The sequence below is a fragment of the Methylosinus sp. H3A genome, from assembly GCF_015709455.1.
Classification (GTDB): domain Bacteria; phylum Pseudomonadota; class Alphaproteobacteria; order Rhizobiales; family Beijerinckiaceae; genus Methylosinus.
In genome coordinates this window covers 3,550,694-3,571,064 of the sequence record NZ_JADNQW010000005.1, presented here as the reverse complement: position 1 = coordinate 3,571,064, position 20,371 = coordinate 3,550,694, and the positions used below count along the sequence as shown (strand labels likewise).

Annotated in this window: 15 protein-coding genes; 8 read left to right on the top strand and 7 right to left on the bottom strand. The window is 65.2% G+C overall.

Features of this window, described 5'->3' with window-relative positions:
• Nucleotides 1–336 precede the first annotated feature (336 nt).
• Both IY145_RS19495 and IY145_RS19490 read left to right on the top strand, forming a co-directional pair.
• Nucleotides 337–2,784 (top strand): TonB-dependent receptor, encoded by a 2,448-nt coding sequence (locus IY145_RS19495; RefSeq protein ID WP_312030616.1) that lies wholly within the window; start codon nucleotides 337–339, stop codon nucleotides 2,782–2,784.
• Between the two features lie 33 nt (nucleotides 2,785–2,817).
• Complete coding sequence (locus tag IY145_RS19490) at nucleotides 2,818–3,054, top strand: hypothetical protein (RefSeq protein ID WP_196409725.1); 237 nt, start codon at nucleotides 2,818–2,820, stop codon at nucleotides 3,052–3,054.
• 186 nt (nucleotides 3,055–3,240) lie between these two features.
• On the opposite strand, the gene IY145_RS19485 is transcribed toward IY145_RS19490, so the two are convergent.
• Nucleotides 3,241–6,702: a DUF3971 domain-containing protein gene (locus IY145_RS19485; protein WP_246722109.1), complete on the bottom strand. Its 3,462-nt coding sequence runs from the start codon at nucleotides 6,700–6,702 to the stop codon at nucleotides 3,241–3,243.
• 229 nt (nucleotides 6,703–6,931) lie between these two features.
• Here IY145_RS19485 and IY145_RS19480 point away from each other — a divergent pair, with 229 nt between their 5' ends.
• From IY145_RS19480 to IY145_RS19465, 4 genes are all read left to right on the top strand, one after another.
• The gene (locus tag IY145_RS19480) at nucleotides 6,932–7,438 is read left to right on the top strand and encodes a peroxiredoxin (RefSeq protein WP_196409723.1); all 507 of its coding nucleotides are present in this window, start codon (nucleotides 6,932–6,934) and stop codon (nucleotides 7,436–7,438) included.
• A gap of 189 nt (nucleotides 7,439–7,627) precedes the next feature.
• Nucleotides 7,628–8,545, top strand: a complete 918-nt coding sequence (locus IY145_RS19475) for a restriction endonuclease (protein ID WP_196409722.1) — start codon at nucleotides 7,628–7,630, stop codon at nucleotides 8,543–8,545.
• A 169-nt stretch (nucleotides 8,546–8,714) separates the two neighbouring features.
• Nucleotides 8,715–9,941 carry a zinc metallochaperone GTPase ZigA gene (gene zigA / locus IY145_RS19470; RefSeq protein WP_196409721.1) on the top strand — a complete coding sequence of 409 codons (1,227 nt, stop codon included), beginning with the start codon at nucleotides 8,715–8,717 and terminating at the stop codon, nucleotides 9,939–9,941.
• Complete coding sequence (locus IY145_RS19465) at nucleotides 9,931–10,539, top strand: DUF1826 domain-containing protein (protein ID WP_196409720.1); 609 nt, start codon at nucleotides 9,931–9,933, stop codon at nucleotides 10,537–10,539. The genes zigA and IY145_RS19465 overlap by 11 nt, the downstream gene beginning before the upstream one ends.
• A 26-nt stretch (nucleotides 10,540–10,565) precedes the next feature.
• Here IY145_RS19465 and IY145_RS19460 read toward each other — a convergent pair whose 3' ends face one another.
• Nucleotides 10,566–11,552 carry a tetratricopeptide repeat protein gene (locus IY145_RS19460; RefSeq protein WP_196409719.1) on the bottom strand — a complete coding sequence of 329 codons (987 nt, stop codon included), beginning with the start codon at nucleotides 11,550–11,552 and terminating at the stop codon, nucleotides 10,566–10,568.
• A 444-nt stretch (nucleotides 11,553–11,996) separates the two neighbouring features.
• On the opposite strand from IY145_RS19460, the gene rnd reads away from it, so the two are divergent.
• Both rnd and IY145_RS19450 read left to right on the top strand, forming a co-directional pair.
• Entirely contained in the window at nucleotides 11,997–13,169 is a 1,173-nt protein-coding gene (gene rnd / locus IY145_RS19455; RefSeq protein ID WP_196409718.1) for a ribonuclease D, read from the top strand.
• A gap of 337 nt (nucleotides 13,170–13,506) precedes the next feature.
• A complete protein-coding gene (locus IY145_RS19450) occupies nucleotides 13,507–13,911 on the top strand; it encodes a hypothetical protein (RefSeq protein WP_196409717.1) in 405 nt (134 codons plus the stop codon).
• A 21-nt stretch (nucleotides 13,912–13,932) separates the two neighbouring features.
• Here the strand turns inward: IY145_RS19450 and ppx are convergent, their stop codons facing one another.
• The 5 genes from ppx to IY145_RS19425 all read right to left on the bottom strand — a co-directional run bounded on the left by ppx (nucleotide 13,933) and on the right by IY145_RS19425 (nucleotide 20,164).
• Nucleotides 13,933–15,513 carry an exopolyphosphatase gene (gene ppx / locus IY145_RS19445; RefSeq protein WP_312030614.1) on the bottom strand — a complete coding sequence of 527 codons (1,581 nt, stop codon included), beginning with the start codon at nucleotides 15,511–15,513 and terminating at the stop codon, nucleotides 13,933–13,935.
• The gene (locus IY145_RS19440) at nucleotides 15,455–17,686 is read right to left on the bottom strand and encodes an RNA degradosome polyphosphate kinase (RefSeq protein WP_196409716.1); all 2,232 of its coding nucleotides are present in this window, start codon (nucleotides 17,684–17,686) and stop codon (nucleotides 15,455–15,457) included. Before IY145_RS19440 ends, ppx begins: the two co-directional genes overlap by 59 nt.
• Nucleotides 17,687–17,747: 61 nt before the next feature.
• The gene (locus IY145_RS19435; protein ID WP_196409715.1) at nucleotides 17,748–18,458 is read right to left on the bottom strand and encodes a DnaA ATPase domain-containing protein; all 711 of its coding nucleotides are present in this window, start codon (nucleotides 18,456–18,458) and stop codon (nucleotides 17,748–17,750) included.
• A 4-nt stretch (nucleotides 18,459–18,462) separates the two neighbouring features.
• The gene (locus tag IY145_RS19430; protein ID WP_196409714.1) at nucleotides 18,463–19,608 is read right to left on the bottom strand and encodes an AI-2E family transporter; all 1,146 of its coding nucleotides are present in this window, start codon (nucleotides 19,606–19,608) and stop codon (nucleotides 18,463–18,465) included.
• Complete coding sequence (locus IY145_RS19425) at nucleotides 19,595–20,164, bottom strand: CDP-alcohol phosphatidyltransferase family protein (protein WP_196410624.1); 570 nt, start codon at nucleotides 20,162–20,164, stop codon at nucleotides 19,595–19,597. The genes IY145_RS19430 and IY145_RS19425 overlap by 14 nt, the downstream gene beginning before the upstream one ends.
• Nucleotides 20,165–20,371 lie beyond the last annotated feature (207 nt).

Sequence of the window (20,371 nt, the reverse complement as noted above, 5' to 3'; positions counted from 1 at the left end):
TATCTAATAGCTGCTATTTGCGCAGCGCCGCCTTCGCGAGCATGGCGGAATATCGCCTCTCCACCAGGAAAATACCCATATTTCAATACATGCTCATAGCCGTCGGCGCAGATTATTCGCCTAATTTCCTATTTAGTTTATAGACATAATAGATAAATACCCCTACTAGGTATGACATCGTACGTTGCGCCCGATAGCCCCGGGAGACGGTCTTCGAACGCAGCGGACGAAGGCGAGGAGGAGTCCGGGGGGATTCGTCCTCTGGTCGTATCTCTAGGGGATTTGGTAATGGCGGTTGTCCGAGGAACGTTTTTCACGAAGCGTCTGGCTTCGAGCGTGTCGCTGGCGTCCATTCTGGCGGGGATTGCGGCCGGCGTCCCCGTCGGAGAGGCGCTCGCTCAGGCGACCGCGCAACAAGCGGCCGCCCCGAGCCAAGAAGGCGGAGCGACGGCGGTAGCCGTGATCGAGGACGTGCAAGTGACCAGCTCCGAAGCCGCCGGCGAAAAGCTGCTGGAGAAGGTGCTGACGAAGACGCCGCGCTCGGGGAATGTGGTCAGCGAACGCGCCCTGGAGGAGCAACAGGTCGACACTTTCACCGACATCTCACGCCGCGTCGCAGGCTATCGTCCGAACATCTCGACGGCGAGACAATCCCGCAACTCGCTCAGAGGCGTCGGCGTCGCGGCGGGCGGCGGAACCGGATCGGCGTCGGAGACGGGCTATATCGTCGACAATGTCTATTGGAACTTCGCCGGCTTCCAATGGGGCGATCTCATCGATCTGAGCTCCGTCGAGCTGGCTATGGGCCCGACCGGCACGGCCGGCGGAAAAAACACCAACGCCGGCTCGGTCATATTGCATACGCAAGCGCCCGCCTTCGAGCCGAAGACGATGGTGAAGTCGACATTCGGCAACTACAACCACTTCAAGCAGACCATCAACACGACCGGCCCGCTGATCGAGGACGCCCTCGCCTATCGTTTCGCCGCCTATCTCGACCGAGGCGACGGCTGGATCAAGGATCCGCATACAGGCACGACCTATCTGGACACCAATCGTCTGGGATTGCACTTCCAGCTCCTCGGTGTCGGAGACGGATGGAGCGACCGCGTCAGCTTCATCTACAACGCCTCCAACGAGCACAACGACTATCTCACGGGCACGATCGGCGACACGAGCCTCGTCTACGCCAATGGAACACTCCCGTCGGCGACCTTCTTCCAGAACGTCATCAAGAAGCTCGGCAAACCGATCTGGACGATCGACCCGAACACGCCCTATCTGTCGCGCGGCGGCCGCGACCCGGCGCATATCTTCATGCTGTCGAACGAGCTCAACTACCAGATCGGCGAAAATATGCTGACCGCCATCACCGCGGTCGGCTACGGCTCCTTCGTCAACTGGGGATATTCGGACAATCAGCTGCTTCAGCTCGGCCTCGGCTCGGGCAGCATGGACACTTATGTCCTGCAGAACTCTCAGGAGCTGCGGCTCTCCTCGCCCAAGGAGCAGGAGTTCGAATGGACGACAGGCCTCTACGGATTCTATGAATATGCCTGGGATCGCATGCACCACTATGACTATGGCGTCGACACGGCGGCCTGGCTCGGCAATCCCGCTGCGCTTCCCGGCCTGACGCCCTGGTGGCTCAACAAGTCGGGAGATTTCCAAATCGCCGCTTATGCGCAGGGAACCTACCATGTCGACGAGAAGTTCTCGCTGACCTTCGGACTGCGCGACAGCTATGAAATCCGATATAGCTCCAACAAATTCCGGCCCAACTATTACTTTGGCGTGCCTTACACGGTCTGGCAGCAGGAAGCGGCGATCGTCGCCGGCGGCGGCTACGGATGGTCCGACTCCGGCGGCGAGACGAAATATCACAATGGCGTCACCGCCATCGTCAATCCGCAATACCAAGTGAACGACAACATCTTGGTGTACGGCGTGGTCGGGCGCGGCGACAAGCCGCAGTCGGTGAACACTCAGAACCGCCCCTTCTACATCAACGGCGCCGCTCAGTCCTTCACCCAGGGGTTCAGCCGGCCAGAGGTCTCCTGGGACTACGAGCTCGGCGCAAAGACAAATTGGTTCGACGGCGCGCTCATCTCCAACGTGAACCTCTATTGGAATGATCTCTATGATTTCCAAATCACACAGACCAAGACCTACACCAGCAGCGCCGGCGTCACGACCAATGTCTCCTATCTCGGAAACGCTCCCCACGTACGGGTGCGCGGCATCGAATTCGTGGAGCGCTGGACTCCGTTCGAAGGGCTGACGCTGAACGCTTCTGGCGCCTACAACGAGGTCCGCTACGTCGACTATAAGGAATCGCCGTCGCCGACCGACTGGACGTTCAAAGGCGGCCCGTCGACGATCTCGCTCAGCAACACCAGAGTCACGGGTCTGCCGTGGTGGCAGGTCAATGGCGGCTTCAATTACGAGCACAGGCTCGGCAACATACTCGCGGGCCTCGGCGACTGGAGCGATCGACCGATAACGGGCTTCGTCTATTCGAACGCCTCCTGGTTCAATAAAGCGCAATATACGAACCCGCGCTCCTTGGTCCAATATTGGCAGCCGGCCTATGTCATGTTGGACGCCGGCCTCGGATTGCGTACCGAAGACCGCAAATACAGCCTCACGCTCTGGTCGAAGAATCTTTTCAACAACCGCCCCTGGTCGAGCTGGACGCCCGGCACCTCGTCGGCTCCGACGACAGTCGGCATCTCGACGCAGGGGCCGCGCACATTTGGCGTCACCTCCTCGATCACCTTCTGAAGATCGCAACTCGATTGTCGGAGAAAGGAAACAATGAAAGCGTCACTCTCGATCGTCGTTATCGGCTGCGCGCTCGCGCTCGCCGCCTGCAATTCGACGAATTCGCCCAAGCCCGCCGTCGCCGCCAATGAGGACTATAAGAAGCTCGGCGGCATTCACGCCCATCATACGCCCGAGCAGCACGCGGCGTTTCTGAAGCGCGTCGGGCAATTGCCGACAGACGACGAGGCGGAAGGCGCGACGGCGGGCGGCGGCGGCCATCACCACTGAGCGCGCCAAAATGTGGAAGGCCGCTTCCATCGACGCGCGAGCCGCCCTGGCGTGGCTCGCGCTCGTTCTGCTCCTCGCCTGCGGCGGCGCCTTCGTATTGGCGGCGACGCTCCGAGACTCCTCGGAGCCCACCGGCCCGATTTGCCGACGCGCGCGATGACGACGCCTTTCGCCGCTCGCGCTCCTTCAGCGCGGCGCCGGCGCGCTCTCCGGCAGGCGGCCCGTGCCGGTCCCGTCTATGACGCCGAACACTTTGCGCAAAAGGCCGGGCGCGATCACCGACAGCGGATTGACCGTCAGCACCGGCGCGCTGAAGGCGCCGCTCACGCGAAAGCTCACCGCGAAGACGCCCTCGTGCTGGCCGCCGGCGAGCATGAAGCCGATGACCGGAATATTCGACACGAGATTATTGAGCCCATAGGCGGGCACGAAGGAGCCCGACACGTCGATGCGGTCGTGCGCCATGTCGATATAGCCGTCTACGGTGAGGCCGATCTCCGTCCCCGACATCACCGCGTCGCGCATGGCGAGCCGGCCATTCGCCCAGGTGAAGGAGGATTGCACGCGCGCGAATTTCACCGAATCGGGATCGAAATGCGCGGCGCCCTTGTCGTCGGTGCGCGCGGCGCCCTGCATCACCAGCTGGCGGATGGCGGGCTCGTTCTGCAGATAAAAATCATTGATGCGCATGGCGCCGTCGGAGCGACCCTGATTGAGCAATATGGTCGCCGTCAGCGCGCCGCTCTCCATGCGATGATAGAGATCGAGGAAAGAGAGGAAGGCGCCGCCGTCGCTCGTCGAAAGGTCGATCTGCGGCGCGCCGCTGGGATGGCGCGTCAACATGGCCGCGAAAGGCTCGCGGCCGAAATTGCCGGTCAGCGACAATTGCCGCGGCTTGCCGCCGCGACGCTCGAAGCGCAGATCGACATTGGAGAGGATCTGCTTGCCGTGTCCGGTGACGATCGGCGATTTGAGATCGAGATCGAAATCATCGCTCGCCGGCGGCTTTCCCGCGACGGCGGCGGCGGATGGCTCCGCGGAAGGCTGCGAGAGATAACGCAGCAGCGGACGCACGTCGATATTGGCGCCGCGCACGACGAGCTTCAGCGCGTCGCCGCCGCGCGTCGCCTCGAGCCGCATGTCGTCGCCGGGCGAGAGCTTCACCTGGGAGAGCTTCGCCGAACGCAGAAGGCCGTCGCGTCCGAGCTCTACGACGCCGGCGAATTGCTGCAGGCCCGCCTCGGCTTGCAATTGCTCGAGCGCCGAGCCGTCTGGTCGCTTCACCAGAGTGAAGCTCGCGCTGCCCGGCTTGCCGAGCGGTTTCGTCAAGCCGGGTAGAGGATGGTCGAGCGCGGCTTTCGAGAAGTCGATCTCGAATTGCGACTCGGCGTCCTCGATCGGCAGCTTGGTCTGCACCTGCACGCCCACGACGCCGGAAACGCCGGTAAAACCATAGCCGGCGCGCAGGCGCGCGGCGTCGTCGAGCGACAGCGACAATTGCGCTTGCGCCTGTCCCTTCTCACCGGCGGCGCGACGCAGATCGAGCGTGACCGGCGCGCCGAACACGCGGCCCGCGCCCGTGACGCGCAGCCCCTCGCGATCGGAGACGAGCCGCAGCGCGGCTCCCTCCAGGCGCTCCTTGCCGATGAAGCGCTCCATGGAGAGATTGCTCGTCTCGGCGTCGACGGCGATGCGCGTATGCTCCTCCTTCGCCGATTGGCCGAGCTCGAAATCGATGCGCAATTTGCCCTCGATCTGCCCTTTGAGCGCGTTGGCGTCCATGGGCAGGCTCGCGGCCGGGGCGACGCTCTTGAGCGAAAGAATATCGGCGACCGCCTCGACGCCGCCGGCGAGCTTCAATTCGATCCAGGCGGGCGCGGGATCGGGGCCGAGCGAGGGGGCGCGGAAGACGCCCTCGGTGATGGCGAGCTTGCGTCCCGGCGTGCTCTCCATCACCCCCGAGGAGGCGACGAAAGAAGCCGTGCGGCCGGTGAGCGCGATATGGCCGTTCATTCCATTGATCGGCCACAGGCCAGGAACGGCGTCGACGAGCGTCGCGTTCTCGAGATCGAAATCGCCGCGCAGCGCGCCGTCCGGCGGCGGCCGCTCATAGCGCCCGGCGATCATCGCCTGCGGGTCGAGATCGGCGGCGAGCGCGCCGCTGCGCATCACGCCCGCGGTGATATGCGCGTCCATCCACATGCGCGTCGGCGCGGCGACCTGCGTCGGCCAGATGCGCAGAACGGAACGGATCGGCGTCTGCGTCGCGCGGATCGCATATTTGAGATGCGTCCCATCCGGCTGCGCGCCATCGACCTGCGCCGAGGCCGTGGCGTGGATCTCCGGGCCGTCGAGATAGACGCGATCGACCGTATATTTCTTCGCCGTCAGATCGAGCGTCGCCGAAAGGCCGGCGTTCTCGATGACCAGCGGCGCCTCGCCATGGCGCTCCGGCAGAAAGACGCCTGGCCGCGCGAGATCGAACGAGAGCGCGAACGCCCCCGCCCCTTCCGCCGGCGGCGTCAGCGCGCCCTTGAAGCTCAGCCGCGCGACGCCGGTGCGGATTTCGACCGGCTCTATCGCGAGCAGCCGGCGCTCCATGTCCCAGCGGCCCGAGATGGAGAGCTCCTGGAGCATGAAGGGTTCGGCGTCGGGCTCCTCGAGGCGGAAGAACCCCTCGCCAGCGGAGAATTTCCCGCTCGCCTCGACGACGCGGCCGTCGCCGGCGAGCGCGAAATGCAGATCGAGCGACAAAGGCGCGTCAGTGTCGAAAGGCAGCGTGCGCGCGCCGACGGCGAGCGCGACTTCCTCCATGGAGAGGCTGCGCAGACGCGCGTCGAGCGTGCGCCGCTCGCCCATGGCGCCCCTGGCCTCCACCTCGGCGCCCACATGGCCGGAGGAGCCCGTCGCCCCGAGGCGCAGCCGTCGCGCGCCGGCGGTCTTGTCGAAGCTCAGCGCCAGATCGTCATAGACGATCGTCTTGTCCAGCGTGCGGTCATCGATGACGAGGCGAGCGTTGGAGACGCCGACCTTGTCGATCGCGCCGATCGGGCTTTCCGGACTGACGATGAAATCCATCAGCGCGCGCAAAGCGCCGGCCGCCTGCCGCAGCGAAGGGACAGCGGGGGCCGCCTGCGGCTCGGCGGAGGGTTCGGCGGGCGGCGGCGACGTATCGAGGGGAATGGCGACCGGATCGGCGCCGGGCGCGGAGATCGCCACCACGCCATCCGGCAGAACCTCGAGCCGCAGCTCGAGGTCGAGCACATCGAGCCGGCGCGGCGTCAGCCTGCCGACGAGGAGTCCCTTGGGGTCCACCGACAATTGCGCGCGCGGCGCCGCGAGAATGGTGCGCTCGCCGCTCTTCATGGCGAGGCCGTTCACCGTGAGCGTGAGGCCGTGATCCGTGCTGGCGATGGCCGCCGAGCTCAGCGCGAATTGGTAGCGATGTGTATAGAGATCGTCGAGCGCCTCGACGATCTTGGGGGCGAGCCAGTCGGAGGCGATGGGGCCGCGCGCGAGCGCCGCGAAAAACGCGCCGACGGCCAGAACGACGATGAGCAGCGCCGACACCGCCACCACCGACACGCAACGCACGACGCAGAAGGCGCGCAGCCGGAGCGAGGTGGAGCCGCGAGGCGCAAATCCCAAAAAAAAGCGCGGGATCCGCGCTCCGATCGGCGGGCCCTCGTCTATCCTCTGCGTCAAACGCCCGCCCTTCGGTTCGACCGCGCCAGTCCGCTCGCGCCCTCGGACGCGCCGGCGCCGAATCTGCACGGCCTCGAGAAGATCACAACTCGTACGGCGCGCAACTGGGGATTTTCACCAGAATCTCTTGCGAAGCGCGCCATCCTCTGCATGCTGCCGATTGTAACGGCGGATGAGACGAAAGGAAGGCGCAGTGACCGAGGCGAAGAAATCCACAGGCTTGCGCGAAGGCGACGCGGCCCCCTCCTTCGAGCTGCCCGGAGCCGGCGGCGAGACGCTCTCACTTTCCGGCTTTTCCGGCAAGAAGCTGGCGCTCTACTTCTACCCCAAGGACGACACCTCCGGCTGCACCAAGGAAGCGATCGAATTCAACGCTTTGAAGGCCGATTTCGCCAAGGCGAAGACCGCGCTCGTCGGCGTCTCGCCGGATTCGCCGGCCAAGCACGACAAATTCCGCGCCAAATACGAGCTGACCTTTCCGCTCGCCTCGGACGAGACGAAGGAAATGCTCTCCGCCTATGGCGTGTGGGTCGAGAAGAGCATGTATGGCCGTAAATATATGGGCGTCGAGCGCTCGACCTTTCTGATCGGCCCGGACGGGAAGATCGAGAAAGTCTGGCGCAAGGTCAAAGTGCCGGGCCATGCGGCCGAGGTTCTGGCGGCGGCGAAGGGGAAGTAGACCCCTCGCCCTTGCCCGAGGCGGTTCTAGCAAACCTGCACTCGTCCTGAGACGCCCATTTTTTATGGCTCGCCGGGGCGAGGAGCTGGTTTTGACCAGTTTTCTTGCCCCCCGATCGCCGATGGTCGATTTGCGCAAGCGCAGCCACATGGCGTTGTGCGGCTCGCGTCCCGTTGTTACGCTTCGAAAATGGCTATTCCCGATTATCAATCATTGATGCTCCCGGTCCTTTCGGCCGCCTCGCTGGGCGAAGTTCGTATCGGCGACGTCGTGGAGCGCGTGGCGGAAAGCCTCGCCCTGACGGCGGAGGAGCGGGCGCAGCTGCTGCCTTCCGGCAGGCAGACCCTTTTCGCCAATCGCGTGCATTGGGCGAAAACCTATCTGAACAAAGCTGGCTTGGTCGAGATCACCCGGCGCGGGCATTTCACGATCACAGATCGAGGAAAAATAGCGCTGCAATCAAATCCTGAGCGTATCGACAATGCCTTTTTGAACCGGTTCGAGGAGTTCCGGGATTTCGTCAAAGGCTCACAGCAAGAAGACGCCGAGGCTCCTCCTGTCGCTCTGTCTCCGATCGAACTTCGATCGCAGACGCCCGATGAGATCATGCGTGAGGCGCATCGTGAAATCGATGCGAGCCTGAGACGAGATCTGCTCGATCGTGTTCGCGGCGCGCCACCCGAGTTTTTCGAGCGGCTGCTCGTCAATCTGCTCCTCGGGATGGGTTTCGGCGGCTCCGTCGCCGACGCTGGACGCGCTCTAGGTCGCAGTGGCGATGACGGCGTAGACGGCGTGATCGATCAAGACGCGCTCGGGCTGGATCGGGGTTACATACAAGCCAAACGCTATGCCGAGGGCAATAATGTCGGCTCGGGAGCGATCCGAGATTTCTTCGGAAGCCTCGATCGGCACAAGGCGACCAAAGGCCTGTTCGTGACGACCTCGCGTTTTTCGGCTTCGGCTATAGAAACGGCCCAATTTCTCAGCAAGCGCATCGTATTGATCGACGGGGACCAGCTCACGAAGCTGATGATCCGATACAATGTCGGGTGCCGAGTAGAAGAGACGCTCGAAATCAAGAAGATAGACGAAGACTATTTTGAATGATCGGCCTGCGGTCGAGCAGGCGAACCGCCATCTTTTTAGGGCTACAGTGATCACAACTCCTCCTCGGTCCACGGGAGTTCGATCCGCCGCGTCTACCCGCGCCTCCGCTTGACGCCGCCATCCCGCTCGGCTACCCCAATATATGTTATAATATAACATATGGCGCGCCATGGCCCAGACTCCCGACCCTCGCCTCCCCGTCACCGTCCTCTCCGGCTTTCTCGGGGCCGGAAAGACGACGCTGCTCAATCATGTTCTCAATAATCGCGAGGGTCGGCGCGTCGCCGTCATCGTGAATGATATGAGCGAGGTGAATATCGACGCCGACCTCATCCGCGACGGCGGCGCGGAGCTGTCGCGCACCGACGAGAAGCTCGTCGAAATGACCAATGGCTGCATCTGCTGCACCTTGCGCGACGATCTGCTCGCGGAGGTGCGGCGCCTCGGCGAGGAAGGCCGCTTCGATTATCTGCTGATCGAGAGCACGGGCATAGCCGAGCCGCTGCCGGTCGCCAGCACCTTCTCCTTTCGCGACGAGAATGGCGCCAGCCTTTCCGATCTCGCCCGGCTCGACACCATGGTCACAGTCGTCGACGCGGCCAGCCTGCTGCAGGACTATGGCTCGAACGACTTTCTGCGCGACCGCGGCGAGGTCGCCGGGGAGGACGACGATCGCACCCTCGTCGATCTGCTGGTGGAGCAGATCGAATTCGCCGACGTCATCATCGTCAACAAAGCCTCGGCGGTGTCGGAGGAGCGGCTGGCGCTGGTGCGCAAGGTGGTGAAGTCGCTCAACGCCGACGCGCGCATCGTCGAGACCGATTTCGCCGCGGCGCCGATGGACGCCATTCTCGACACCGGCCTCTTTGACGAGGAGAAGGCGCAGCGTCATCCGCTATGGCACAAGGCGCTCTACAGCCCGGAAGACCATGTGCCGGAGTCGGAGCAATATGGAATAGAAAGCTTCGTCTATCGGGCGCGGCGGCCGTTCCACCCCGAGAAATTCAACGCTTTCATCAATGCGACCTGGCCCGGGCTCGTGCGCGCCAAGGGGCATTTCTGGCTCGCGACACGGCCGAAATGGGTCGGCGAATTCTCGATCGCCGGCGCCGTCGCCCGCGTGACCGCAATGGGCTATTGGTGGATCGCCGTGCCGAAACAGCATTGGCCCGACCATCCCGACTGGAAGCGCCATTTCGAGCGCAATTGGGACGCGGTCTGGGGCGATCGCCGGCAGGAGCTCGTCTTCATCGGAATCGGCATGAACGAGGCGGCGATTCGCGCGGCGCTCGACGCCTGCCTCGTCGGGCCGCAAAAGCCCAAACGCTTCGACGCCTCGGCCTATCGCGCGCTGCGCGACCCCTTCCCCGCATGGGAGAGCGCCGATGCTGCGTGACGAAGCCGCTGCGCCCGTGTCGCGGCGAGCGCCGCGAAATCTCATGCAGTCCCGCTCGATCTGCCTGATTCCGCGGGAATTAGAGCCGGGAGTCGCCGCCGCGCTGGACGCGACGACGCTCGCCAGCCCGCTACGATTGCGCGTGACGGGCGAAGAGGAGACGCTGCGGCGCGCGCTGGCGCAGGGCTTGGCGGACGCCGGCCTCGAGCCCGCATGGCTCGCGGAATGGCTGGTGAGCGATGTGATGCGGCTCGCGCTTCTCTATCGGGAGGCGACGCGCGCGGGCGAGATTCGCGTGCGGCTCGAGACGATCGCGGACGACGCCTGTCGTTTGTTTCACGTCGATTTCGTGCGCTTTCGCCTCGTGACCACCTATCGCGGGCCGGGCACGCAATGGATCGCGCCGGCCCCGGGAGCGGACCCTCTCGCCGAGGAGCCCATTCGCCGGCTCGAGCGCGGCTGGGTCGCGATCCTGCGCGGCGAGAAGGCCGCGACCGCCGAAGCGCCCGCTCAGCCGCATCGCTCGCCGCCGATCGCCGGAACGGGCGTCGAGCGTCTCTTTCTCGCGATCGACGAGGCGCCTTCCGCCTCCCGTTGAAAGAAGTCAGACCGCCTCGGCGCGCGCTATTGCGCCGGCGCGGCGGCGGCGCGGGCGGCGAGTTGCTTCGTCACCTCGTCCAGCCCCTTTTTCGCCGCGGCGAGAGCAGGATCAAGCGACAGCGCCTGCTCGAGATCGGGCTTGGCGTGCTCGAGATCGCGCTTGCCGCGATAGGCGTTGGCGCGGTTGAGGTAAGCGCGCGCATATTTGGCGTCGATCGCGACGGCCTTGCCGAAATCGGCGATGGCGCGGTCGAAATCGCCCTTGGCGTGCAGCGCCAGACCGCGATTGTTGTAGGCGATGGCGAGCTTGCCGTCGCTGGCGATCGCCTTGTCGTAATCGGCCAGCGCATGGTCGAGATCGCCCCTGGCCTGATAGAGCGCGGCGCGATTGAGGTAGGCCTGAGCAGATTTGGGCTCGAGCTTTATCGCCGCGTCGAAATCGGCGAGCGCTCGATCGAGATCGCCCTTGGCGCGATAGGCGCGGCCGCGATTGCTCAGCGCGGCGGCCGATTTCTTGTCGAGCTCCAGCGCCTTGTCGTAATCGGCGATGGCCTTGTCGAGATCGCCCTTGCCTTGATAGGCGCCGCCGCGGCCGAGATAGGCCGCGGCCTTCGGCTGCGCGGCGACGAGCTTGTCGTAATCGGCGATGGCGTGGTCGAAATCGCCCTTGGCGCGATAGGCCGCGGCGCGATCGGCCAGAGCGACCGCCGAATTGGGGTCGATCTCCAGCGCCTTGTCGAAATCGGCGAGCGCGCGCTCATAATCGCCCTTGGCGTGATAGGCTCCGCCGCGATTGACGTGCGCGGCCACGCGATTGGGCTTGGTCTCCTTGTCGCCGCGGGCGATCACCTCGCCGCAGCCCTCTATGCGCTTGTCGGGATCGGCGGCGCGGCAACCGCTCCAGGCGTCGCCCTTGGCCTCGGCCGCGACGCAGCAGAGGGAAAAGGCCGCAGCCAGAGCGAAGCGGAGCGGCGAGCGAAAAGGGGTCGAGACGAAAGCGAGGGGCGCCATTTGGCCGACGGGCTCCATTTGTTGACTATTTCACTATGATTTCATTTCGCCGCGTCGAGGGCAATCGGAAAAACTGCGCGTCGGGCCGGCGTCATGCGCGGATATCGCGCGAATAATTGGTCATATCTGGCGACGCAGGGCCGCCCTCATAGATCATTTTATGAAACAACTCAACAGATTGCGCGGTTTTTTGGCCTTGGCTCCGATCGATGGCCGCCGCGTCCCCGCCCCGCGAGCGAATCCCCTCTGCCGTCGCCCTTCGGCCCCGGCTTCGACCTCGCGGCGCCCGCGACGTCTCAGCTCCGAGCGCGGGCCGGCGCGGCCCCGTCGTCGCCCGGAAAAGCCGTCAGGCCGGAAAATCGGTCGAAAACATGCGCAAAGACTCCGAAAACATGCGCCGAGACACTTCAGGACCGGAAAAAAGTACTCTAAGACTTCATGTCGATGAGCCTCTTGACCTCTACCGATGATCTCGCCGCCGCTTGCGCCCGTCTCGCCCGTCATCCCTTCGTCACCGTCGACACGGAGTTCTTGAGGGAAACGACTTTCTGGCCCAAGGTCTGCGTCATTCAACTGGCCTCGCCCGAGGAGGCCTTCGCCGTCGACACTTTGTCCGAAGGACTCGACCTCACGCCCTTCTTCGAGCTGATGGCCGATGAACGCGTGGTCAAGGTCTTCCACGCCGCCCGCCAGGATCTCGAGATCGTCTGGCGGCTCGCGCGGCTGATCCCGGCCCCGCTGTTCGACACGCAGGTCGCAGCCATGGTCTGCGGCTTCGGCGATCAGGTCTCCTATGTCGAGCTGGTCAAGGCTATCTCCAAGGAGAGTCTCGACAAATCCTCGCGCTTCACCGATTGGTCGAAGCGGCCGCTGTCCGCGGCGCAGATCGACTACGCCATCGCCGACGTCACCCATCTCCGGCAAATCTACACGCATCTGCGCGCCCGGCTCGAGCGCTCCAACCGGCTCGACTGGCTCGCCGACGAAATGCGCACGCTGACCACGCCCGAGACCTATGAGCAGAGCCCGGAGAACGCCTGGGAGCGGCTGCGCCATCGCGTGCGCAAGCCGCGCGACCTCGCCGTTCTGATGGAGCTGGCCGCCTGGCGCGAGAGCGAAGCTCAAGGCCGCGACGTGCCGCGCTCGCGCGTGCTCAAGGACGATATGCTGATCGAGATCGCGCTCGCCGCCCCGCGGACGCAGGAGGCGCTCGGCAATCTGCGCGCCTTTCCGCGCGGGCTCGAGCGCTCGCGCTCCGGCGCGGACATCGTCGCCGCGATCGAGCGGGCGCTGGCCCGCGATCCCGCCACTCTGCCGCGCATAGAGCGCGAGAAGCGCGGCAGCTCCAGCGGAGCCACTGTCGAGTTGCTCAAGGTGCTGCTGCGACAGGTCGCCGAAGAGACGGGCGTCGCCACCAAGATGATCGCCACCGTCGAGGATCTCGAGGCGATCGCCGGCGACGATGCGGCGGACGTGCCCGCCCTCTCCGGCTGGCGGAGGACGATTTTCGGCGACAAAGCCCTGCAGCTAAAGTCCGGACGGCTGGCTCTGGCTGTCGAAAAAGGCAAGGTCGTCACGCTCGACTGGCTGGACAGCGACGAGTCCGCAGGGCGCTGAATCCGCCTGCCGGGTAGGTAACTCTCCCAGCCTTTTACGCTTATCCACACCTATTCGTACAGGTAGGTCAGGGTGGTCCTGCGCCGACCCGACCGTGCGCGCCGGCCTATCCGATTTTGCGGCGCACAACTCATCTTTCGATCTGAATTCATTGCATAATCGAATAGTTCGATAGAGCTCGACCTGCGACAATGCGCGCCTTGAATTCGCGCTGCTGCGCTGCAACATACACTCATGTTGCGACGCAATGTGATCTCGATGCGGCTTCGGCGCGTAGAGGTCTGTGTCGCGAAGGCGCCTCCCGGCGCCGCCGTTCGAGATGAGGAAGGACAAGACCATGATGACAGCAGGAAAACGCATCTTCGCTCTGGCCCTCGCCGCTGTGCTGAGCCTTTCGGCGGGCGTGTCCCTGCGCGCCGAGCCCCACGGGTCGGCGACTGCGCCGGTGACGCTGAAGCCGCTCGCCGCGGCCAGCTTCGACGCGGGTCAGAAGCATGTGTTGAGTTACTTTGTCGGCGGCGACGGCGCCTGCCGCTTGACGGTGATCATCTTCGACGCGCCCTCGCTCGAGGAGGCGACACCCGCGACGGCCACGACCAGGCTCATCGTGCCGATCTCCACCGGCAAGTCGGCCAATCTCGACACCGCCGTCGCCAAGACGCTGCGCTTCGCCTGCTCGGCCGACGCCGCCGCCATGACGGTGACCGCGCAAGACCGTATCGCGCCCCGCGCCGCTTATTGAGTATGAAAAACGCCGCCTCCGTCAGCCGACGGGGGCGGCGGCCTCTATCACCGCCTCGGCGCCGATGAGACGGCCGAGCGCCTTGGACCGGCTGGCCAGCCGCTCGCTCACGAGATCGGCCAATTCCTCCGGCAAGGACAGAACCAGCCTTCCCCCATGCGTGACGAGCGGCGTGCGCGGCAGAACGCCGGGCATCGCCGCCGTCAGCAGATAGGCGACGCGCAAGGCAGCCGAGAGAACGCGCGCGCGCTCCAGCAGCCGCGGCGACATGAGACCGCGAACCGGCAGCGCGCCCTCGCTGTCCGGGCCGGCGTGGCGCAGCACCGCGACCAGCGCCAGAAAGGCGCGGCCCGGGTGGTCGACGGCCACGAAGGCGGAATTGGCGATCACATTCATCGCCTGATTGGCGCGATAGTCCGGATGCGCGCGCCAGCTCACGTCCGAGAGAAAACAGGCCGTGTGACGCAGCCGCGCCTCATCTTCCGTCTCGTGCAAGCCAGACGAGTCGAAGAGCGCGTCGGTCCAGGCGATGAGATCGTCGCCATAGCCCGGCGCGCGCGCCATGGCCCGCTCGAGCTCGCGCGCCGCGGCGACAAGCGGATCGGCCGCGCGCTGCTCCTGCGACAGACGCTCATAGAGCAGCCCCTCGCGAACGCCCGCGGCGGAGATGACGATCTCCTTTGGCCGCGCCTTGCGAATCACCTCGTCGAGCACGATCGCCCCATAGGCGAGCAGCGGACGGCGCGCCGTCGAGACTGCGGCGATATCGGCCAGCGCCTCGCTGTCGACACGCTCCAAAAGGCTGGCGAATTCGGCCGCGTCGCTCGTCGGAATGCGATAATTATGCATCATGTCGAGCGGATAATTGCGCTGGCGCATGTGCAGCCGCGCCAGGGCGCGCCAAGTGCCGCCCACTGCGTAGAAGGCCCGGCCCTTGAGCCGCTGCAGCGGAAGCGCGTCGTCGATCGCCTTGCGGGCGATTCGCGCGGCCTGACGCGTCGAGCGGCTCGCGGCGTCCATCAGAGCGAGGCCGCCGAGCGGCAAGGTCACCCCCTCGCCCATCGCGCCGCCGTGAAGGTCGATGAGCTCCAGCGAGCCGCCGCCGAGATCGCCGACGACGCCGTCCGGCTCATGAATGGCCGAGATCACGCCGAGCGCCGAAAGCTCGGCCTCACGACGGCCCGACAACAGCGAAATCTCGCGGCCGATCGCATCCTGCGCGGCGGCGAGGAAGGCGGCGCCATTGACGGCGTCGCGCGCCGCGGCGGTCGCGATCACCTCTATGTCGCAGATTTCCATGATCTCGCAGAGCGAGCGGAAGCGCCGCAGCGCGGCCAACGCCTTGCGAATGGCGTCGTCCGGCAGCCGGCCGGTGGTGAAGACGCCACGCCCGAGCCCGCACATGGCTTTTTCGTTGAAGATCGGCGTCAGCGCCCGCTGCAGCCCCGCATAAGCGACGAGACGCACCGAATTGGAGCCGATATCGACGATAGCGACGGGCCGCTGCGCATCCGCGAGCGCCGCGGCCTCGATCTCCGCCGCGTCAGTCCTCGCGCGGCTTGAGGAGCGAACGCGGACGCCATTCCTTGAGAGACTTGCCACGGCCTGAGAGACTCGGGTTGGTCATGAAGTATTTATGGGCGTTGAACCGCTCTTCGCCCTCCGGGGGTGTTATGCGTAAGGACGAGCCATCCGGCAAGACTCGATAGCTCTGTTCGTTGTCGATGAGATTGGCCAGCATGATCTGATCGAGGATCTGCTGATGGACGGTCGGATTGGTGATCGGCATCAGCACCTCGACGCGGCGGTCGAGATTGCGCGGCATCAAATCGGCCGAAGAGATATAGACATGGGCTTTGGCGTGCGGCAGCGTATGCCCGCCGCCGAAGCAATAGACGCGGGCGTGCTCGAGGAAGCGCCCGACGATCGATTTCACGCGGATATTGTCCGAGAGGCCGGGAACGCCGGGCCGCAGACAGCAAATGCCGCGCACGACGAATTCGATCGACACCCCCGCCTGCGAGGCGTGATAGAGCGCGTCGATGATCTCCGGATCGACGAGAGCGTTGCATTTGCCCCAGATCGCCGCCGGCTTGCCGGCCTTGGCGAAGCCGATCTCCTGCTCGATATGCTCGAGCAGCCTGGTCTTGAGCGAGATGGGCGAAACCGCCATGCGCTCGAGCCCGGCGGGCTCCGCATAGCCGGTGATGAAGTTGAAGATACGCGAGACATCGCGGCCGATCGCCGGATCGGCGGTGAAGAGCGAGATGTCGGTATAGATGCGCGCCGTCACCGGATGGTAATTGCCGGTGCCGACATGGCAATAAGTGACGATGGCGCCGCCCTCGCGCCGCACCACCATCGACAGCTTGCCGTGAGTCTTGAGCTCGATGAAGCCAAACACCACCTGCGCGCCGGCGCGCTCCAGATCGCGCGCCCAGCGGATGTTGGCCTCCTCGTCGAAGCGCGCCTTCAGCTCGACCAGCGCGGTCACCGATTTGCCGGCTTCCGCCGCCTCCACCAGCGCGCGCACAATCGGGCTGTTGGAAGAGGTGCGATAGAGCGTCTGCTTGATCGCGACCACATTGGGATCGCGCGCCGCCTGTTGCAGGAATTGCACGACGACGTCGAAGGATTCGTAAGGGTGATGGACCGCCAGATCCTTCTGCTTGATGGCCAGAAAGCAATCGCCGCCATTGTCGCGCACGCGCTCCGGGAAGCGCGGCGTATAGGGCTTGAATTTGAGATCGGGCCGATCGAGCGCGACCAGCTCGGAAAGATCGTTCAGCGCCAGCATTCCATCGAGCACGAAAATCTCGTCCCCGCCGACGTCGAGCTCCTCGGCGACGAGCGCGCGCAGCGATTCCGGCATGTCGGCGGCGACCTCGAGGCGAATCACCGAACCGCGGCGGCGACGCTTCAGCGCCGTCTCGAACAGGCGCACGAGGTCTTCCGCCTCCTCCTCCACTTCGAGGTCGCTGTCGCGAATGAGGCGGAAAATGCCCTGGCCGCGCAGCTGATAGCCGGGAAAGAGCTTTTGCGCGCTTATGGCGATGAGCGTCTCGAGCAGCATGAAGCGCTCGCGCCCCTGCCCTGTCCCTTGCGCGCTCGGCAGGCGCACGAAACGCTCGATCTTGGACGGCAGGCGCACCAGCGCATGCAGCGTCTTGCGATCGCCCGGACGCACCAGCTCGAGCGCCAGAGTGAAGCCCAGATTGGGAATGAAGGGGAAAGGATGCGCCGGATCGATCGCGAGCGGCGTCAGCACCGGGAAGACGCGCGACATGAAATGCTCTTCGAGCCATTCGCGATCGGCCTTGGAGAGATGGCCGGGCTCGACGAGGACGATGCCGACATCCTCGATCTCGGCGCGCAATTCGCGCCAGCGCCGCGTCTGCGCGGCGGTGAGCAGATTGACGCGCTCGTTGATCTTCACCAGCTGCTCGGCGGGCGTCAGCCCGTCCTGCGACAATGTGGCGACGCCGGTACGCACCTGGCCACGCAGGCCGGCGACTCGCACCATGAAGAATTCATCGAGGTTGTTGGCGGAGATGGACAGGAAGCGCAGTTGCTCGAGCAGCGGATGATTGCGGTTGGACGCCTCCTCGAGAACGCGGCGGTTGAACTCGAGCCAGGACAATTCGCGATTGATGAAGCGCTGCGGCAGGGCGGCGAGCTCTTGCGGACGCTCCAAGAGGTCGCCCGGCTTATCCATGACGGGAATGTCGGCTCCGGTCCGCTCGGCCTCGAGATTGTCCTGGATGTGCTTCGTCATGCTTTTTCCACCTCTCGCGCGCCGGCGCGACTCTGACAGATTTTCCGCCACCCGGAACCCCTCATGCGCCGCGCGACGCGTCGAGCAGCTGGAGCAGCTCGCCGGCCAGCGCGCGCGTGACCGGGCGGCCGCGCGCGAGCGCCTCCTCGTCGAGCATGCGCACAAAGGCGCGAGCCGCCTCCAGCGAGCGCTCGAGCCGAAGCGCGACATAGTCGACGAGCGTCGCCTCGACCGCCAATTGGCGATCACGGAACAGCTTTTCCAGCACGGCGCGAATCAGAGAATCGTCCGGCGCGCCGATTTCTACGACCGGCGCACGACGTAAACGCGACAATAGATCGGGCAGCGCGATTTTCAACGTCGACGGCGGCCGCCGCGACGAGATCAGCAGCGAGCCGCCGCTCTCGCGGATAAAATTCATCAAATGAAACAAAGCGGTCTCATCCGTCACCGCCTCCAGCCCGTCGAGCAGGACGGCGGCGCCGGCGAGACGGCCGGGCTCGGGAATCTCGGCCGGCGGAACGAGGATCGCGTCATTGCGGCGGGCGAAGATCGCGCCGAGATGGGTCTTGCCGGAGCCCGGCGGCCCGACGAGCAGAAGAGCGCTGTCCGGCCAGTCCGGCCAGCGCCCGATCATCTCGAAGGCCGCCCGATTGGCGGACGAGATCAGAAAATCCGCCTCGCCATAGCGCGGCTCGCCCGCCAGATCGAAGAAGAGCTGGGCGGGGCCGCGGCGAGAATCGCCTGCGCCGGAATCGCCTGCGCCGGGCATGGGCTCAGCTCTCCCCCGGCTCGGCCGGTCCCAGAAAGAGCGCGCTCTGGCGATAGCGCCGCACAGTGAAACGCAGGATCACCCCGAGCGCCGCCGCGACCGGCGCCGCCAGCAGCAGGCCGGTGAAGCCGAACAGCGAACCGGCGGCGAGAAGCGCGAACATCAGCCAGACCGGATGCACGCCGATGGAGCTGCCGACGAGCCGAGGCGACAGAACATTGCCGTCGAGGAACAGGCCCGTGGAGACGATCGCCACCGCCAGGGCCGGCAGGCGCCAGTCCGGCCAGCCCTGAACCGTGGCGACGATGATGGAGAGGACGAAGGCGGTGATCGAGCCGACATAGGGCACGAAGCTCAGCACGCCCGCGCTGACGCCGATGAGGAAACCGAAATTCAAGCCGATGAGCGACAGGCCGATGCTGTACCACAGCCCCAGGAACAGGCAGACGAGCGCCTGGCCGCGCAGAAAGCCGGCGAGCGCCTTGTCGATGTCGCGGGCGATGGCGCGCACGACGTCGCGATGGCGCGGCGGCGTCAGCTGGTCGAGCGTCGCGACCATATCGTCCCAATCCAGCAGAATATAAAAGGCGACGACCGGCGTGATCACCACCAGCGAGGCCATGTTGACGAGCGCCGCGCCGCCGGAGACCAGAGATTTGAGGAAGGCGCCGCCCATTCGCGCCGCCTCGCTCGCGAGATCATTCACATATTTCTGTGTGTCGAGCGAAGCATCGGCGATCGGGAGCCCGAGCTTTTCGTAGACGCTCTTCACGAAATCGCCGGTCGCCTCCCGGCTGACGCGCGTGAGCAGCCCCTGCAGAGTGGTGAGATAGCCCGGCAGGCTCTCGATGAACTCCGTCAATTGCCGGCTGAGCACCGGGGCGACGAGCAAAACGATCGCCGTCACCAGCAGGACGAACACCGTCAATATGGCGAGCGAGGCGCCGAGCCGCGAGAAACCGAGAGTCTGCAGCCGGTCGGCGACCGGATCGAGCAGATAGCCGAGCGCGAGGCCCGCCAGAAAAGGCGCGAGCACCGCGCTCAGGAAATAAAACAGCGCGAAGACGAAGAGAATCGCCGCCGCCCACAAAGCGAGCCGCCGCTCGAGCCCGAGCTCGCCCGGGGCCGCCTCAATTTCACGCTCCGACATCGTCCGGCCCCATGAGCTTGACCCAGCGCCAGAGATAGACGGCCGCCGAAGCGACGGTCAATGCCGCGACCACGGCCGAGACCAAGTCCGCTGTCCCCGCGAGCGGAATGGCGAAGGCCTCGCCAGCCAGCGCTATGGTGGCGAGCAGGAGCTGCGTCGCCGTCGTCGCCTTGGAAACAGGCAAAGGGCGGAGGTCCATCGGTCGCGCGAGCAGCCAGGCGACGAACACCGCGCCGACGATCAACACATCGCGCGAGATCACCAGCAGCGCGAGCCAGGCCGGCAGCACGCCCTTGACCGCCAGCGTCGCATAGATGGAGACGATGAGCGCCTTGTCGGCGATCGGATCGAGCACGGCGCCGAGCTCGGTGCGCAGATCGAAGGTCTTGGCCAGCCAGCCGTCCAGCGCGTCCGACGCGCCGGCGAGAACGAAAATCGCGAAAGCGGCGCGCCAATGCTCGCCGACGATCATGTCGATCGCCGCCGGCGTCAGGACGAGACGTCCGATCGTGATGAAGTTCGGCAGCCACCGCAGACAGAGTGAGCGCATGACCATCATATCTGGCGCGCCGCAGGCTCGGCGCTAGACCGCTTCGCGATCCTTCAGCGGAATGCGCGCCCCGTCCCGAATGTGACGCTCCGCACACACGCGCGCAGCAGCCGAGCTATCGTGGCTGAAACGGCCCCCACTCGCCGGATCACGATGCTCCGAAGGTTAAAGCGAAAGCGTCGGAGCCGATATCAGTCGAAATACCTATGGCTC